This window comes from Flavobacterium sp. NLM, from assembly GCF_002210235.1.
GTDB classification, from domain to species: domain Bacteria; phylum Bacteroidota; class Bacteroidia; order Flavobacteriales; family Flavobacteriaceae; genus Flavobacterium; species Flavobacterium panici.
In genome coordinates, this window is record NZ_LIAC01000024.1 from 25627 (window position 1) to 43277 (window position 17651).

Consider the following 17651-nt stretch of genomic DNA (forward strand, 5'->3'; position numbering starts at 1 on the left):
AACTCTATTTTTATTTATGTTATTACTTATGTTTTACTTTTAAAACATATCCCAAAGATTCTAAAATTAAAACATAATGCGTTTTTGTAATGTCTTTTATAACGGCATTCTGATCACAAAAAGGCCCGGAATTCAAATGTATTTTATCTCCTATTTGGTACTGCATCACTGAAATTTCTTTAGCAGTATCTCCACAATTAAGCCATTCTTTTATCGTCTCGATTTCCTGGTCTTTTACAATTGCATGTCTTCCCAACCAAAATAAATACCGAACTACACCGGGAGAATAAAACACCATATTTCTATCTTTTTCAGGTATTTGCACAAAGATGTAGTTATTAAATAACGGCACTTCTACCTTTATTTTTCTGTCAGATCTTTGCTGTGTTTTTTTAATCAGGGGGCAGTAACAATTAATGTTATACTTCGTTAATTGTTCTGCTGCTCTTTTTTCCCATTTGGGTTTTGTATAGACTACATACCACTTCATAATTCTTAATTTATTTATAGTAATTGTAAATCAGTTTTAAAGTAAGGTAAGCTGTATTGGTATTTTATTTTTTCTGAAAATGTCTTCTTTAATAACTATTAATAATCATTAAAAGATAAAGCCGTTTGAAAGCACCATTTCAGTATTAATATAGGATGTAAATTTAATCTGGAGAGACTAAAATTATTTACGATTTTCATGCTAATTTTTCCTTATTTAGGACATTTAGTTACAAAAAAGTAATTTCTTATCATCTTCATTATCATAATTTTATCTTAAATTATTGTTGTATTCAGATTGATATTATGGATTTTAATTTTCTGTTTTGCATAACAGAATTTAATCTTTTTTAAAACAGTCAAAAACACAATTTTTTTAGATTTTATACCCCTAATTTTTTTCTTTTTTGAGTAGTACAGATGTAACTATTCACGGGGAACCCATTTTTTAAAATTTAAAAAATAGCGCCCAAACCCCAGTAAACAGGTTCACAATACTTTTTCACAAATCATTACTCCATTCATAAACTGATTATTTAATTTAAAACATTAAAAAGATGAAAATTGGAATAACCTTTAGTGCTTTTGACTTGCTGCATGCGGGACACGTAAAAATGCTTGAAGAAGCGAAACAAAATTGTGATTATTTAATTGTTGGCCTGCAGACTGATCCAACATTAGACCGCCCAACAAAAAACAAACCAACGCAGACTGTTGTCGAAAGATACATACAGTTAAAAGCGTGTAAGTTTGTCGATGAAATTGTACCTTATGCAACAGAGCAGGATTTAGAAGATATTTTGAAATCTTTTACTATTGATATGCGCATTTTAGGCGATGAATATAAAGAGAAAGACTTTACCGGAAGAGCCTATTGCGAAGAAAAAGGAATCGAGTTGTATTTTAATACCCGCGACCATCGGTTTTCGAGTACTAACCTTCGTCATGAAGTATATCAAAAAGAAATTTTAATACATTCTAATGGCAATTAGCACTACAATTACTCATGTAGTTTTAACCGGCGGAATTGGCAGCAGATTATGGCCTCTTTCCAGAAAAACACTTCCAAAACAATATCTTGAACTTTTTGACGGACAATCACTTTTTGAAAAAACAGTGGCTCGTAACGAAAATGTTTCAACAAAAATGATAGTTGTTGGAAATATTGAAAACTACAAAATGACGAATGTGATTATGTCAAAACTGAATAAGCATTTTACTCATATTGTAGAAGCCGTCCCCCGTAATACAGCCGCAGCAATTGCCTTTGCCGCATTTGCATCAAAACCAGACGATATTTTATTGATAACCCCCTCAGACCATATTATAGAAGGCAGCGATTTATACAATAATGCTTTATGGCACGCTATTGTATTAGCCAATCAGGATTATTTAGTAACCTTTGGCATAGAACCCACAAAACCGGAAACGGGTTACGGTTATATCGAATTTGAAGATGAAAATGTAATCGCATTTCATGAAAAACCCGATTTTGAAACGGCAGTAAAATATCTTAAAAAGAAAAATTATTTCTGGAACAGCGGACTTTTTTGTTTCAAGGCCGGAAAGTTTTTGGCAGAACTCGAAAAGCAGAAACCCGAAGTTTTCAAAGCTTCAAAAATAGCCTGGGAAAACAATACAAATGGTTTCTTGAATTACGAATTGTCGATAAAAATTCCTTCTATAAGCATTGATTATGCGGTTATGGAACGAAGCAAAGACATTAAAGTTGTTCCCGCTCATTTTGGCTGGTCAGACTTAGGTTCTTTCGAATCGGTTTATGATTATTTGGTTCAAAAAGGGCATCCTATTGATGCCAACAGAAATATTGTTATAGGAACTTCACTGCATACCACTTTTATTGGCGTTAAAAATTGCATTTTGATTTACACCGCCGATGCTTTGATGGTTTTGCAAAAAGAAAATTCTCAGGAAGTAAAACAAGTTTATCAGCAATTAGAATCGATTGCTTCTCCGCTGCTGTAAAATAAAATTTACGCTATGATCAATAAAAAATCCATAATATATATTGCCGGACATAACGGAATGGTGGGAAGCGCCATTTGGAGAACGCTGACTGCAAAAGGCTACACGAATCTTATTGGCGCATCCAGCAAAGAATTAGATTTAAGAAAGCAAAAAGCAGTTCGCGATTTTATCAGAAAAACAAAACCCGATGTAATTATCGATGCCGCCGCAAAAGTGGGAGGAATTCAGGCAAATAATGATTTTCCGTATGATTTTTTGATGGAAAATATGCAGATTCAAAACAACCTCATTAATGAAGCACATCGTTTGGCAGTAGATAAATTCATTTTTTTAGGAAGTTCCTGTATTTATCCAAAATTTGCACCGCAGCCGTTAAAAGAAGAATATCTGCTCACAGCTCCTTTAGAACCCACTAACGAATGGTACGCTTTAGCAAAAATCTCCGGAGTAAAATTATGTGAAGCCATACGCAGGCAATACCAAAAAGATTTTGTCAGCATGATGCCAACCAATTTATATGGAACTCACGACAATTTTGATTTAAACAGTTCTCATGTTTTACCCGCTATGATCCGCAAGTTTCACGAAGCCAAAGAAAACAACAATGCAGTAGTAATCTTGTGGGGAACAGGAACACCCATGCGTGAATTTCTATTTGTAGATGATATGGCAGAAGCAGTAGTTTTTGCTTTAGAAAATGAGCTTCCCGAACATTTGTATAATATTGGAACCGGAAAAGATTTAACCATTAAGGAACTTGCCGCATTGGTACAAAAAATTGTAGGCCACACCGGAGAGATTCTTTGGGACGATACAAAACCCGACGGCACACCACGAAAATTAATGGATGTTTCTAAAATGCACAGCATGGGCTGGAAACACCAAATAGAACTCGAAGAAGGAATACAAAAAACCTACACTTGGTTTTTAGAAAACATCGAAAATTTCAAACAAAAGGTTTACTGACCTTTTGCCCTTCAAATTACCCCAAACCCCTTTATCGTTACGACTTTACAAAATTTGCGACTTTGCAGCATAATGCCTTTGTGCCTTATAATTAAATTATGAATCCATTGAAAAAAACAGCTCTTATAACAGGAGTTACAGGACAAGACGGAGCCTATTTAAGTGAATTTTTATTAGAAAAAGGCTATATCGTACACGGATTAAAAAGACGTACTTCTTTATTTAATACAGACAGAATTGATCATTTATACCAGGATCCTTATGTAGAAAACAGAAATTTTATTCTGCATTATGGCGATATGACAGATAGCACTAATTTAACCCGAATCATTCAGGAAGTTCAACCCGATGAAATCTACAATCTGGCCGCCATGAGCCATGTAGCCGTTTCATTTGAAACTCCGGAATATACAGGAAATGCAGATGGTTTAGGAACTTTAAGACTTTTAGACGCTGTTCGTTTGCTTGGATTAGAAAAAAAGACAAGAATTTATCAGGCTTCAACTTCAGAATTGTACGGAAAAGTACAGGAAGTTCCGCAGTCTGAAACAACACCATTTTATCCGCGTTCGCCTTATGCAGTAGCCAAAATGTACGCGTATTGGATTACGGTAAATTACAGAGAAGCTTACGGAATGTATGCCTGCAATGGGATCTTATTTAATCACGAATCACCCATTCGCGGCGAAACTTTTGTAACACGAAAAATTACCAGAGCAACGGCACGAATTGCTTTAGGATTACAGGATAAATTATACTTAGGAAATCTCGACGCACAGCGCGATTGGGGACATGCCAAAGATTATGTACAAATGATGTGGATGATTTTACAGGCCGATGAACCGGAAGATTGGGTAATTGCTACAGGAAAAACGACAACCGTTCGCGAATTTGTACGAATGAGTTTCGCCGAAGTTGGTATTGAACTGGAATTTAAAGGAAAAGGAATAAATGAAAAAGCTCTTGTAAAATATTGCAGTAATCCAGATTATCAAATTCCGATTGGTAAAGAAGTATTAGAAGTCGATGCCAATTATTTTAGACCAACAGAAGTAGATTTATTAGTTGGTGATCCCACAAAAGCCAGAACTAAACTCGGCTGGAAATGCAAATACGATTTAGAATCATTAGTAAAAGAAATGATGCAGTCTGATTTAAAACTGATGGAGAAAGAACAGCATTTAAAAGAATGCGGTTATACAATCTTAAATTATTTCGAATAAGTCGAACAGAAGATTAATAAACCAGTTGCGCTTAATTTAAACACATAGAAACATAGTTTTTAGGAATCTTAAAAAAGGCGTTTCACTTGCATAAACAAACATAGACAGCACAATCTTGTCATTCCGAGGAACGAGGAATCGCACTAGAGAATCGACAAAGATTGGCGACTTACTGTTGCGGTGTTACTTGTGCGATTCCTCGTTCCTCGGAATGACAAACAGTGAGAACTATGTGTTAGAAACTAGTTTCTTTTTATAGTCTTTTTACATAATCAAAATCTATGTCTCTATGTGTTTAAAAAAACACTTCCCAAAAAAACGAACTAAATGAAAATCAAAAATATTTGCTGCTTAGGAGCCGGTTACGTTGGAGGACCCACAATGTCTGTTATAGCATTGAAATGTCCCGAAATAAAAGTAACAGTTGTAGATTTAAATACAGATCGTATTTCGGCATGGAATGAAGAAAATTTAGATAAACTTCCTGTTTACGAACCCGGACTTGCAGATGTAGTTCGTGAAGCAAGAGGACGTAATTTGTTTTTTTCGACCGATGTTGATGCTGCAATCGAAGCTGCAGATATGATTTTTATAGCCGTAAATACGCCAACAAAAACATACGGCGAAGGCAAAGGAATGGCTGCCGATTTAAAATTTGTAGAATTATGTGCCAGACAAATAGCCCGAATAGCCAAAAATGATAAAATTATAGTCGAAAAATCAACGCTTCCTGTTCGAACAGCTCAAACCTTGCAGACTATTTTAGATCATACCGGAAACGGGGTAAAATTTGAGGTACTTTCTAATCCTGAGTTTTTAGCCGAAGGAACAGCCATCGAAGATTTATTTAATGCTGATCGAGTTTTAATTGGAGGAAATCAAACAGAAAGCGGACAAAAAGCCATTCAGTCTTTAGTTGATATTTATGCACATTGGCTTTCGCCGAAACAAATTTTAACCACAAATGTCTGGTCTTCAGAATTATCAAAATTAACAGCCAACGCCTTTTTAGCACAGAGAATTTCATCTATTAATGCGTTATCAGCTTTATGCGAAGCGACAGAAGCCGATGTTGATGAGGTCGCCGCCGCCATAGGAACAGACAGTCGAATTGGTTCAAAGTTTCTTAAAGCTTCGGTAGGATTTGGAGGATCTTGTTTTCAAAAAGATATTTTAAACTTAGTGTATTTGTGCCGTTATTTTAATCTGCCGGAAGTCGCTAATTATTGGGAGCAGATTATTATTCTAAATGATTATCAAAAATACCGTTTCGCCAAAAATATTATCTGCTCTCTTTTTAATACCGTAAGCGGAAAAAAGATAACCTTTTTAGGCTGGGCTTTCAAAAAAGACACTAACGATACCAGAGAATCGGCAGCGATTTATGTAGCCGAACATTTAATCGAAGACGGAGCAGAAATTCATGTTTACGATCCCAAAGTTTCCGAAGAAAAAATTAAATCCGATATGCGCTATTTATGGGAATTAAAAGGACTTTCTGAAGATAAAATCAAATCAAAATTAAATCAAATATTTGTTTACAAAAAAGCCACAGATGCACTCGACGAGGCTCATGCAATTGCTGTATTAACAGAATGGGACGAATTTAAAACCTACGATTGGGAAAGTATTTACAACAACATGTACAAACCCGCTTTTTTATTTGACGGACGAAATATTCTCGATTTTAAAAAATTAGCAGCAATAGGTTTTCAGGTAAAAGGAATTGGCAAAAATAATTCTTTTAGTGCTAAATTAAAAGTAGAAAATGAACTGGTCATTAGATAAAATAAAACAGCACCAGCATTTCGATAAAAGTCTAAATTTTATAAAATTAATTTCGATTGTAGGAAGTACAGAAGTAATCCTAAAATTAATCGGATTTGTTTCCGGGATATTAATTGTCAGAATGCTGCCTGTTCAGGAATACGCCTTATACACGCTCGCCAATACCATGTTAGGAACTTTAGTAATGTTTACAGATTCCGGTATTTCAAACGGAGTCATGGCACTGAGCGGCAAAGTATGGAAAGACCCTAAAAAACTGGGCGAAGTGCTGGCAACAGGTTTAGATTTAAGAAAGAAATTTGCCTTTATAGCCTTAACCGTTTCTACCCCAATAATCATTTATTTATTATTAAAAAATAATGCCAGCTGGTTATCGGCAGTTTTAATTTTTCTGTCCTTGATTCCGGCTTTTTACGCTGCCTTATCAGATTCTTTACTAGAAATAACACCCAAGTTACATCAGGATATTTCGAGTTTACAAAAAAATCAATTACGAGTTGGATTTGGACGATTGCTATTAGTAATCCTAACAATTTTTATTTTTCCCTGGACATTCGTCCTTATTTTGGCTTCAGGAATTCCGCAGATATACGGCAATTCAAAACTCAAAATAATCAATAAAAAGTTTGTAGACAGTCACCAAAAACCAGATCCCGTAATTCGTAAAGAGATACTCAAAATTGTAACCCGCATCCTGCCCAATATTATATTTTATGCACTATCAGGACAAATCGTAATTTGGATATTATCTGTTTTTGGCAACTCTACTGATTTGGCAAGTATAGGAGCGTTGGGCAGATTTGCGGCACTCATGGCTTTTTTTACCACGATATCAGGCACTTTATTTTTACCCCGATTTTCGAGATTAGCAGATGATAAAGAAATCCTTTTAAGATATTTTTTATTTTTTCAGTTGATCCTTTTTTTTGCTGCAGGCTTTATAATGCTGATCGTATTTTTATTTCCTGCTCAAATGTTATGGCTTTTAGGAGCCTCATACAGTTCATTATCATCTGAACTTTTTTTGATTATGTTATCCAATTGCATCGGATTAATTGCAGCAATGAGCGGTAATTTAATAGGCAGCAGAGGACATTTTTTAAACCCAATTTTTGTAATTGCACTCAATTTAGGAACCGTTATACTAGCTTATTTTATTTGGGATTTAACAAAGCTTCGAGGTATTTTGTACTACAGCATTTTTAACCAATGTCTTTCATTATTAGTAAATTATATATTTAGTTTTTCAGTAATAATTAGAGCTGAGAAATAAATTAAAGAATAAAGAATAAAGAATAAAGAATAAAGAATAAAGAATAAAGAATAAAGAATAAAGAAATAGATTAACGAGCTATATTAAAAACTATAGAATTTAAACATGAATAAATTACCAGGCCAAGGCGGACTTACCAAAAAAATAACCATAGCAAAAGGGAGAGTAAATCGTAAAAAATTTGCCAGACAAGTAGCAATAGGATTATATCATTTGGTAAACCAAGTCAGTAAAAAAAAAACTATTGAAATGGAGGTTGCCAGTTTCTCCTCATTCAATGATTTTCACGAGCAGGTCTTGTCTGTTTTATCCTTTATTCGCTACGTAGGAAAACCAATTAAATGGACACTTTATTCAGACGGTACGCATACTCAGGCACAAATAAACCAACTCGAAAGCAATTTTGATTTCCTAAAAGTAGCCGAAGGACTCGACTGGAGCGAAATAGAATCCTTAAAAGGTTTATGTAAAGAAGAATTAGAACCCTATGAAAACTACCTAATCGATTATGCTAAAAAATATCCATTAGGAAAAAAACTATTTTACTATTTAAATCATCCAATCGAAAAACCAACACTATTCATAGACTCTGATATTTTGTTTTATGAACACGCCAATGTTTTAAAACTAATATTAACAGAAAAACCCAAAGCAAATGGCTGGTATATGCCAGATGTAAGCTGGGGCTGTTTAGACAGCCGTTACAAAGCCCTAAACTCAGAACAAATATATCAGGTAAACTCCGGTTTTATTTTTGCCAATGAAGCTTTTAAGAACATACAAGAATCGCTGGACTTTTTTAAAACCTATAATTTCACCTACGAATATTTTAGCGAACAAACCGTTTACCATCATTTGCTAAAAAATAATTCCTATATGCCTCTAACACCTAAAACCTTCATTTTAGACTCAGGCGATCAATTTGATTTTTCCTATTTATTCAGTCCAAAACAAATGGCAGTTCGGCATTATACAGGGCCTGTTCGTCATAAAATGTGGCAGAAAAATTATAAATGGCATTTAAGCTTATAAACCGATATAGATGAAAAAAGGTATTGTTTTAGTGGCCAATTTAAAAAGTCAGTGGTACAGCGAAAACCTAATTTATTCCATTAGAAAAAGCGGCTGTACATTACCAATTCGACTAATTCATTTTGGAGGGGAAAAAGTAAATTCCCAATACATCTTAAATGAAGTTGAATTTTTAACCGTAGAAGATTTTTCGGAAGAAGCCAGAAGTTTTATAAAAAACCTGAGAAGCGTTTTAACAGAATGTCCAATGGGATTTTTATACCGTTTTTTAGCATTCTTTTCAGATTGGGATGAATTTATTTATACAGATAATGATATCGTGGCACTAATGAATTGGGAACGTTTGTTTGAGTTTGCAAACGGACATGATTTAGTTCATGCCGATACAGAATACACAACTTGCGGCATACACAATTATTTACTGCCCGAAAAAGTAAAAGAAAATTTCGGAAAAGACAGTTTAAATTCCGCCATTACAGCCGGACATATCTTGGTAAGAAAAAGTTCAAAATTGATTGAAGATATGAACACCGCTGTAGAATGGTTCAAGCAGCATCCAGAAATTCCAAAAAAACACGATCAATCCTTATTGCATATCGCTTCATTATTGGGAGACTGGAAATTACTTAATTTATGTAAACCTCCATATAATTGGCTCAGTTCATGGTCTGGAGATTACACCAATAGTTTAGATTTAATTCACGCCATTCAGGGAGGGTACAAACAAAATACAGACTCATACAAAATTTGGTATTCCCAATTGTCTGAAGAATCTAAAATAGTGGTCAATAAACAATCTTCTTTTAGAGCTTTAAATGTACCCATTAGTCATTTGCATTATTCCGGCAGAGGCCGTTTGGGTACAGAATCAATCGACGAATTAATGTATTCCAGCCAGACGGATAAAGAGCGAATGATGAGTTTGTATAAAGTGCAAAGCTCTGATTTATTTTATATTACCTATATCAAACATCAATCTAAACGAGTTACAAGAAGACTTAAACGCATCTTAAATTTATAATACTATATGATGAATGCAGCAGTTTGCACTATTTTCGAGGGTCACTACCATTTTGGTGTAGCTGCACTTTCTAATTCACTATATCAAAATGGATTTAGAGGCAATATTTATGTAGGTTATCGAGGCAAATTACCCAACTGGGTTTTAAAAGGTGAAAAAGAAACAATTGGTAAATGGAAAGAAGCCATTGTCCTAACTCCCGTGCAGGAAATAAAACTGATTTTTCTGCCAATAGTGACCAACTATAATATGGCAAACTACAAGCCGGATTTTATGCTGGAACTCTGGGAAGGCCCGGCAAAAGATGCAGACGCCATGTTTTATTTTGATCCCGATATTGTGATAAACGATTCATGGGTGTGTTACGAACAATGGATAAACTGCGGCGTTGCACTTTGCGAAGATGTTAATTCACCTTTGCAGGAATTTCATCCCCGGCGGCAAGGCTGGAAAAACTATTACAAACACTACCACATTGATTTACATTTTAAAAACGCAATTTATGTAAACGCCGGTTTTGTTGGACTTCTTAAAAAAAACAGTTCCTTTTTAAATTTATGGGTTCAGATGCAAGAACTTATGGGACCTGCAATTGGAGGTTTGGAGAATTCTATTTTTTTAAATCAATCCTACAATTCAACGGTTTTAAAAAGAGAAGGATTCCAGATTTTTGATAAACCAGATCAGGATGCTTTAAATGTGGCAATTGAAGTTTATAATGATCCTGTAAGTTATATTGGAAAAGAAGGAATGGGTTTTTCTGAAGGTGATTCGACAATGTCCCACGGAATGGGAAGTCCAAAACCATGGAAAGCGCACCATTTATTAAGAGCCGGGCAGGGAAAAATCCCTAGAAATTTAGATGTTATTTATTGGAAATATTGTAGTGAACCCATATTGGCACATTCTAAATGGGAAATTACACGAAAATTAATAGGTATTAAAGTAGCCAAAGTTATTGGAAGATTCTATAAAGTGTAAATTTTTTTAAAACGGATAAAAAATTATGATTCCAAAAACAATTCATATTTGCTGGTTTAGTGGTGAAGATTATACGCCATTTATAAAAGAATGTATGGCTACATGGAAAATTCATCTGCCTGAATTTGAATTACGAATATGGAATAAAGATAGTTTTGATTTTGATTCAATTCCTTTTGTAAAAGAAGCTTTTCAGGCAAAGAAATGGGCTTTTGCAGCAGATTACATTCGTCTGTATGCCTTATATACCGAAGGTGGTTTATATCTGGATTCTGATGTTAAAATACTGAAACCGTTTAAGGAAACATGGTTTGATTATGACTTTTTCAGCGCACACGAAATACATCCCGGTTTGTTTGAAGATGCAGGCGGACTTAAACAGTTAAACGCTTCTTATTTGCCAGTAAACGGCGAAACTATTACAGGATTTGCAGTTCAGGGAGCAATTTTTGCATCAGTACCAAATCATCCGTATGTCAAAGATTGTTTAGAACAATATAAAAATCTGCAGTTATTTGGTGAAGACGGAACTATGAATTTAAAAAAAGTTATCATAGGTTCTGTAATAACTCCGGTTGCCGAAAAATACGGTTATACCTATCAAAATAAAGAACAGGTTTTAAGAGAAAATATGCTGATTCTTCCGGCCAATATTCTCGTAGGAAATTCTATTTATTTAGACAGAAGATCGTATGCAATCCATTTAATAAACGGAAGCTGGCGCGGAAAAAAAGGCATTGAAAAGTTCCTGCATTTAGTCCGGAACCATTACCCCAGATTATTTCCCGTCGTCAATTTTATTGATAAAAGCGTTAAAAAAACCTATCGTACATCAAAATACCTGAAAACAATTATAACAAAACACTCATCAATTTGATTGACGAAAAACTAAAAAACCTCCCTATAAAAATCAATAATTAAATCACGAAATGGAAATACTCTTCATATGCGGCTCTGCAGAAATTGGTAACGATGGAGTAGGCGATTATACCCGCCGCTTATGTGGTAAACTTATAAAATCCGGCCACGATGCACAAATTTTATCTTTATGCGATCACGAAGCCGTTTCGTTTATCAGCGAAACTCAGGTTGTAGAAGAAACTTCAGTAATTGTACATCGAATTCCGGTTGCAGCACCAAACGATCAGCGTTTAATTTGGCTGCAAAAAATCCTGAAAGATTTTGAACCCGACTGGATTTCGCTTCAATACGTTCCGTACAGCTTCAACCCAAAAGGATTGCCATTTTGGCTTCCTTCATACTTAAAAAAAATTAGAGGAAATCATAAATGGCATATTATGTTTCATGAATTATGGCTGGGAATCGATACCGAATCTTCGATTAAACACAAATGTATTGGAAAGTTGCAGCAGGTAATCGCCAAAAAAATAGTCCACAATACAAAAACACACTCCATAAATACCCAAAATAAATTATACCAGTTCTTTCTTCAATCTCAAAATATTAAAGCAGAAGTTTTGCCTATTTGCGGTAATATTCCGTTAACAGCGGTGAAAAAAGAACCAATAGAATTTGCCCAGTTTGTTTTGTTTGGAACCATTCATAACGGAGCTCCTTTTGAAGATTTTATTAAAGATTTAAGCAGTAATGCAGCTAAGTTTGAGAAACCTATAAAATTTGTTTTCGTCGGTAAAAATGGACCGGAATTAATTAAGTACACCGCAATATTGGACAATTATAATATTGCTTATGAAATTCTTGGCGTACAATCTGAAAAAGTAATATCTCAGGTTTTGAGAGACAGTGATTTTGGAATATCAACAACACCGTATTTTCAAACAGAAAAAAGCGGCGTTTTTGCAGCGTACAAAGAACATCAAATCAATACGATTTGTGTTTCCAGAAATTGGACTCCAACAAAAGGACAATATGTGATTCCGCAGATTATTAAATACGAAAAAAACAATCTGAATATAACACCGCAAAACGTTGAGATTTCAGACTTAAATGCTATTGCTGCGCAGTTTATCAATTCAATTTCGGCAGTATGAAATTATTGGTTTCACATCCAACTTTAAACGCAAATTCAAAAAATCTGGTAACCGGTTTATTGAAAGAACAGCAGCTTTTTAAACTGTTTACTTCAATTGCTATATTTCCCGGACAGTTATTGTTTAAACTTGGAAATAATCCGAAACTAAAAGATTTACAAAGAAGAAGTCTAGACGAAACCTGGCAGCCATACACACGATCAAGATCCTTTTTTGAATTTGGACGTTTACTGACTTCAAAATTCAAATTAGATTTTTTAATCACACACGAAAAAGGCTTTTTCTGTATTGACAAAGTCTATCAAAAACATGATAAATGGGTTGCTGATAATTTAGCTGAATTAAAAAAAGAAGGTCTTTTAGGCGTTTATGCATACGAAGACGGAGCTTTATCGACATTTAAAGCAGCAAAACAATTAGGACTTTACTGCATTTACGATTTACCAATTGGGTATTGGAAAAGCGCCCGTTTATTGATGCAGAAAGAATTTGACATTAATCCGGCTTGGTCAGATACGCTTACAGGTTTCAATGATTCACTAGGAAAACTGAGCAAAAAAGATGAAGAATTAGCTCTGGCTGATGTAATTTTTGTCGCCAGCAGTTTTACCAAAAAAACATTAGAAAACTATAAAGGAAACCTGCCCGAAATAAAAGTAATTCCATACGGCTTTCCGGCAGTTACCAGAAAAAAATACTACGAACCTCTTTTAGATCGAAAGCTTAAAATTTTATTTATAGGAGGTTTATCGCAGCGAAAAGGAATTTCTTATCTATTTGACGCAGTCGAAAAAATGGAAGACAAAGTAGAGCTGACAATTGTGGGACACAAAGCAATTTCCAATTGCGAAGCATTGAATCTGGCTTTAGAAAAACACAATTGGATTCCATCATTATCACACGATGAGGTTTTAGAGTGTATGTACGAACATGACGTATTTGTTTTTCCTTCTCTTTTTGAAGGTTTTGGTTTGGTTATTACCGAAGCCATGTCGCAGGGAATTCCGGTTATTACAACCAATCGTACCGCAGGCCCGGATTTAATAGAACACGGAAAAGACGGATGGATTGTCCCCGCCGGATCTTCAAAAGCCATAAAAGAAGTCATTATTCAAATACTTGAAAAACCGGAAATATTGGAACAATTTGGATTTGCCGCTCAAAACAAAGCACAAACCAGACCGTGGTCAGTTTATGGAAAAGAAATGTCCGATGCACTTTCTTCATTAAAAGATTTTGTAAACAATTAGAAAAATGGACACCCCAAAAGAACAAGATATAGCACAATCTTATAAAACCTTAAAAATAGCCATTTGGCTGTATTTTTTGCTTTGGGTTTTTGAAGGCGCACTCCGTAAATGGATTTTGCCAAGTCTGGCTACGCCGCTTTTAATTGTGCGTGACCCAATTGCTATTTTTATCATCATAAGAGCTTTTTATCTAGATGTGAAATTTATAAACGGCTACGTAGTTTTAAGCGCCATTTTTACCTTATTAGGTTTAGCGATTACGCTCACTTTCGGACACGGAAATCTATTTGTAGGTCTTTATGGAGCAAGAATTATGCTGATTCATTTTCCGCTGATTTTTATAATTGGAGCCGTATTTAAAAAAGAAGATGTTCTTAAAATGGGACGTGTCATGCTGGCGACCAATATTTTAATGACCATCATTATTTACCTTCAGTTTACAAGTCCGCAGACTGCTTATATCAATACAGGTTTGGGCGGAGAAGGAAGCGCAGGTTTTGATGGCGCAATGGGATATTTCAGACCATCGGGAACATTTTCGTTTACCACAGGATTATCGGCTTACTATATTTTGGTTTCGGTATTTGTGTTTTATTTCTGGCTTTCAAAAGAAGCCTGTTCTAAACTTTTACTTATTTCCAGTACAGTTGCCTTAATAATTGCTTTGCCTTTAACGGTGAGCAGAACAGCAGTTTTAGGCGTTTTATTAGTTGGTTTTTTTGCTTTTGCAGGATCAACAACCAGTGTAAAATCATTAATACGATTAATATCGACCGTTTTGGTAATTGTGGTTTTATTTATGGTTTTACAAAAAACAACTTCCATTTTCAATTTAGGAACTCAGGTTTTTATGAGCCGTGTCGATACGGCAAAAGGACAAGAAGGAGGATCTATTGTAATGCGAACCATAAACGGATTTACAGAACCTATCACAACATTATTAAAAGCACCTTTATTTGAAGGGAATTTAGGAATGGGAACCAATGCTGGCGCACAGCTGCTAACAGGTCAAAGAAAATTTTTAGTTTCAGAAGGCGAATTAAATCGTGTGGGCGGAGAACAGGGACTTATTTTAGGCGGCGGACTTGTCGTTTTGAGATTAGTTTTGGCCTTTGGCCTTTTTTATAGCTCTATAAAATTACCCGGAAACTATAAACTATTGCCCTTAACATTTTGCGGAACGGCTTTGTTTTTAATTACCCAAGGCCAATGGGCTCAGCCAAGTATGCTGGGCTGCGCGGTGATTGCAACAGGTTTATTATTGGCCGGTATGAACATCAATTTGAAAACAGAATGATGAAAATTGTCCTTTTTACGCATCCTTCCTTTACAGCGCATCAAAGCATGCCTCGCTATGCCAATATGCTGCTGAACGGGATGAAAGAAAGAGGACATGAAGTAGCAGTCTGGAGTCCGAAAGCAAGATTTTACAAATTGCCCATACTGAAATCCTTTAAAAAATGGCTGGGTTATCTGGATCAGTATTTTGTATTTCCATTAGAAGTAAAACTAAAATTACGCAATTCATCAAAAGATACTCTATTTGTATTTGCAGATCAGGCGCTTGGTCCGTGGGTTCCGTTGGTAAAAAACAGAAAACACGTTGTACACTGCCATGATTTTTTAGCCTTAAAATCGGCATTGGGAATGGTGCCTGAAAACCCGACATCGTTTACCGGAAAGCTGTATCAAATTTATATTAGAAGAGGTTTTTCAAAAGGAAAAAATTTCATTTCAATATCTAAAAAAACACGTCAGGATTTACACCAATTGCATTTGGGAGAAATTACCAATTCAAAAGTATGTTACAACGGATTAAGCCGTCCGTTTTTTTCTCTGCCAAGAGAATCTTCAAGAGATTTATTAGAAGCAAAGTTTAATATACTTTTATCTGAAGGTTACATCATGCACATTGGAGGGAATCAATATTATAAAAACCGACAAGGTGTTTTGGAGATTTACGAAACCTGGAGAAACTTATACCATACAAATATACCCTTGGTTTTGATTGGCGAAGAACCATCAGAAGAATTAAATCTTCTGCACAAAAAATCACCATTCAAAAACGATATTCATTTCATCACAAACCTATCAGATGAACATGTTAATAATGCCTATTCCGGAGCAATTTGTTTATTGTTTCCGTCATTAGACGAAGGTTTTGGCTGGCCTATTATTGAAGCAATGGCTTCTGGATGCCCAGTAATCACAACCAATAAAGCACCAATGAACGAAGTAGGCGGAATGGCCGCTTTTTACATTGAGAAAAAACCAGCAGATCCTGCACAGTGGCAGCAATGGAAAGAGGAAGGCGCAAAAACAATCGAAAAAGTATTGAAATTAAGCCGGCCTCAGCAAACGGAAACAATTGAAAGATCATTTACCCAGTCGCAAAAATTTACTACTGAATATTTCCTTGATGCTGTCGAAGTTATTTACAAAGAAATAAATCAAATTGTATGAAAGTAATCCATTTTATTGCGGGGATTGATAAAGGCGGCGGAGGAACTACAGAATATATGCGATTATTAAGCACGGCTTTATCAAAACATATGGAAATAGTGGTGGCAACAAAAAAAACGTCTCATCCTATAGATATTCCGGGTATTCGAATCAAATTTTTTGAAGGCGGTATTTTGAGATGGTTTGATATGCTCGAAGACTTTAGAATTTTTTTGCAGGCCGAAAAACCGGATATAGTTCATATCAACGGAATCTGGAGTCCGCAAAATTGGGGTTTTCAAAAAGTAGCTCAGGAATTAGGCATAAAAGTAATCCTGTCTCCACACGGCATGTTAGAACCGTGGATCATGGCTAACAATCCGTGGAAGAAAAGATTAGGATTGTTTTTATATCAAAAAAAAGCCATTCAGGATGTTGCCTTTTTGCATACAACTGCCGAAATGGAAGCGCTAAATATTCAGTATTTAGGATTTAAACCGCCTATTTCTATCATTCCAAATGGTATTGATTTGAACGATATTAAAGGAATTAAAGAATGTTACGGAACAAAAAAAATGGTTTTTATATCCAGAATTCATCCCAAAAAAGGAATTGAATTATTGCTCGAAGCCTGGCGTCATTGTAACACTAAAGGTTGGTCTCTTGAAATTGCCGGAAATGGCGATAAAAATTATATAGCACATTTAAGTAACAGTGCCAGAGATCTCAAAAATGTAAATTTTGTTGGAGCAAAATATGGTAATGAAAAATGGGATTTTTTACGATCTGCCGATGTTATGGTACTTCCAACGCATAGCGAAAATTTTGGGATTGTAATTGCAGAAGCGTTGGCTCTTGGAGTTCCAGTAATTACAACGCAAGGTACACCGTGGGAAGATCTTGAAATACACGAATGCGGCTGGTGGATAAATTTATCAGTTCCAAATCTCGAAAAAATCATTACGCAAGTATTGAACACGGCGGCTTACGAACTAGAAAGTATGGGCCGAAAAGGAAGAAGACTTGTGGCAGAAAAATATGAAATTAAAGCTGTTGCCAATCAAATGAACGACTTGTATAAAAAAATACTTAATTAACGCAGTTTTGGATTTATCTACTTATAGTCATTCTTTCAGCTTAAAAAACAAAATTTCAAGATTGATCTGGAATTTTGCACGGCTGATT

The 17651-nt window shown here is 35.1% G+C and carries 16 protein-coding genes; 15 read left to right on the forward strand and 1 reads right to left on the reverse strand.

What is annotated here, in order from left to right; translation table 11 throughout:
• Positions 1 to 22: 22 nt before the first annotated feature.
• Positions 23 to 490, reverse strand: a complete 468-nt coding sequence (locus APR43_RS22575) for a UpxY family transcription antiterminator (RefSeq protein ID WP_053470229.1) — start codon at positions 488 to 490, stop codon at positions 23 to 25.
• A gap of 556 nt (positions 491 to 1046) precedes the next feature.
• Between APR43_RS22575 and APR43_RS22580 the strand changes: the two genes are divergently transcribed.
• From APR43_RS22580 to APR43_RS22650, 15 genes are all read left to right on the forward strand, one after another.
• A complete protein-coding gene (locus tag APR43_RS22580; protein WP_053470228.1) occupies positions 1047 to 1481 on the forward strand; it encodes an adenylyltransferase/cytidyltransferase family protein in 435 nt (144 codons plus the stop codon).
• Positions 1471 to 2475 (forward strand): mannose-1-phosphate guanylyltransferase, encoded by a 1005-nt coding sequence (locus tag APR43_RS22585; protein WP_053470227.1) that lies wholly within the window; start codon positions 1471 to 1473, stop codon positions 2473 to 2475. The genes APR43_RS22580 and APR43_RS22585 overlap by 11 nt, the downstream gene beginning before the upstream one ends.
• A gap of 18 nt (positions 2476 to 2493) precedes the next feature.
• Positions 2494 to 3444 carry a GDP-L-fucose synthase family protein gene (locus tag APR43_RS22590; RefSeq protein ID WP_053470302.1) on the forward strand — a complete coding sequence of 317 codons (951 nt, stop codon included), beginning with the start codon at positions 2494 to 2496 and terminating at the stop codon, positions 3442 to 3444.
• A 98-nt stretch (positions 3445 to 3542) separates the two neighbouring features.
• The gene (gene gmd / locus APR43_RS22595; RefSeq protein ID WP_053470226.1) at positions 3543 to 4667 is read left to right on the forward strand and encodes a GDP-mannose 4,6-dehydratase; all 1125 of its coding nucleotides are present in this window, start codon (positions 3543 to 3545) and stop codon (positions 4665 to 4667) included.
• 327 nt (positions 4668 to 4994) lie between these two features.
• Positions 4995 to 6455, forward strand: coding sequence for a UDP-glucose 6-dehydrogenase (locus APR43_RS22600; protein WP_053470225.1), 1461 nt, complete (start codon positions 4995 to 4997; stop codon positions 6453 to 6455).
• Complete coding sequence (locus APR43_RS22605) at positions 6436 to 7728, forward strand: oligosaccharide flippase family protein (RefSeq protein ID WP_053470224.1); 1293 nt, start codon at positions 6436 to 6438, stop codon at positions 7726 to 7728. The genes APR43_RS22600 and APR43_RS22605 overlap by 20 nt, the downstream gene beginning before the upstream one ends.
• 105 nt (positions 7729 to 7833) lie before the next feature.
• On the forward strand, positions 7834 to 8760 hold the full coding sequence (locus APR43_RS22610) for a hypothetical protein (RefSeq protein ID WP_053470223.1): 927 nt from the start codon (positions 7834 to 7836) through the stop codon (positions 8758 to 8760).
• 10 nt (positions 8761 to 8770) lie between these two features.
• Positions 8771 to 9781, forward strand: coding sequence for a hypothetical protein (locus APR43_RS22615; RefSeq protein ID WP_053470222.1), 1011 nt, complete (start codon positions 8771 to 8773; stop codon positions 9779 to 9781).
• A 6-nt stretch (positions 9782 to 9787) separates the two neighbouring features.
• The gene (locus tag APR43_RS22620) at positions 9788 to 10762 is read left to right on the forward strand and encodes a hypothetical protein (RefSeq protein ID WP_123924597.1); all 975 of its coding nucleotides are present in this window, start codon (positions 9788 to 9790) and stop codon (positions 10760 to 10762) included.
• Positions 10763 to 10787: 25 nt separating this feature from the next.
• The gene (locus APR43_RS22625) at positions 10788 to 11639 is read left to right on the forward strand and encodes a glycosyltransferase family 32 protein (protein WP_053470220.1); all 852 of its coding nucleotides are present in this window, start codon (positions 10788 to 10790) and stop codon (positions 11637 to 11639) included.
• A 52-nt stretch (positions 11640 to 11691) separates the two neighbouring features.
• Entirely contained in the window at positions 11692 to 12774 is a 1083-nt protein-coding gene (locus APR43_RS22630; protein WP_053470219.1) for a hypothetical protein, read from the forward strand.
• On the forward strand, positions 12771 to 14024 hold the full coding sequence (locus APR43_RS22635; RefSeq protein WP_053470218.1) for a glycosyltransferase family 4 protein: 1254 nt from the start codon (positions 12771 to 12773) through the stop codon (positions 14022 to 14024). Before APR43_RS22630 ends, APR43_RS22635 begins: the two co-directional genes overlap by 4 nt.
• Positions 14025 to 14028: 4 nt before the next feature.
• Positions 14029 to 15321, forward strand: a complete 1293-nt coding sequence (locus tag APR43_RS22640) for a hypothetical protein (RefSeq protein WP_053470217.1) — start codon at positions 14029 to 14031, stop codon at positions 15319 to 15321.
• A complete protein-coding gene (locus APR43_RS22645) occupies positions 15318 to 16487 on the forward strand; it encodes a glycosyltransferase family 4 protein (RefSeq protein WP_165590657.1) in 1170 nt (389 codons plus the stop codon). Before APR43_RS22640 ends, APR43_RS22645 begins: the two co-directional genes overlap by 4 nt.
• A complete protein-coding gene (locus tag APR43_RS22650) occupies positions 16484 to 17563 on the forward strand; it encodes a glycosyltransferase (protein ID WP_053470215.1) in 1080 nt (359 codons plus the stop codon). The genes APR43_RS22645 and APR43_RS22650 overlap by 4 nt, the downstream gene beginning before the upstream one ends.
• The last annotated feature ends 88 nt before the right edge of the window (positions 17564 to 17651 follow it).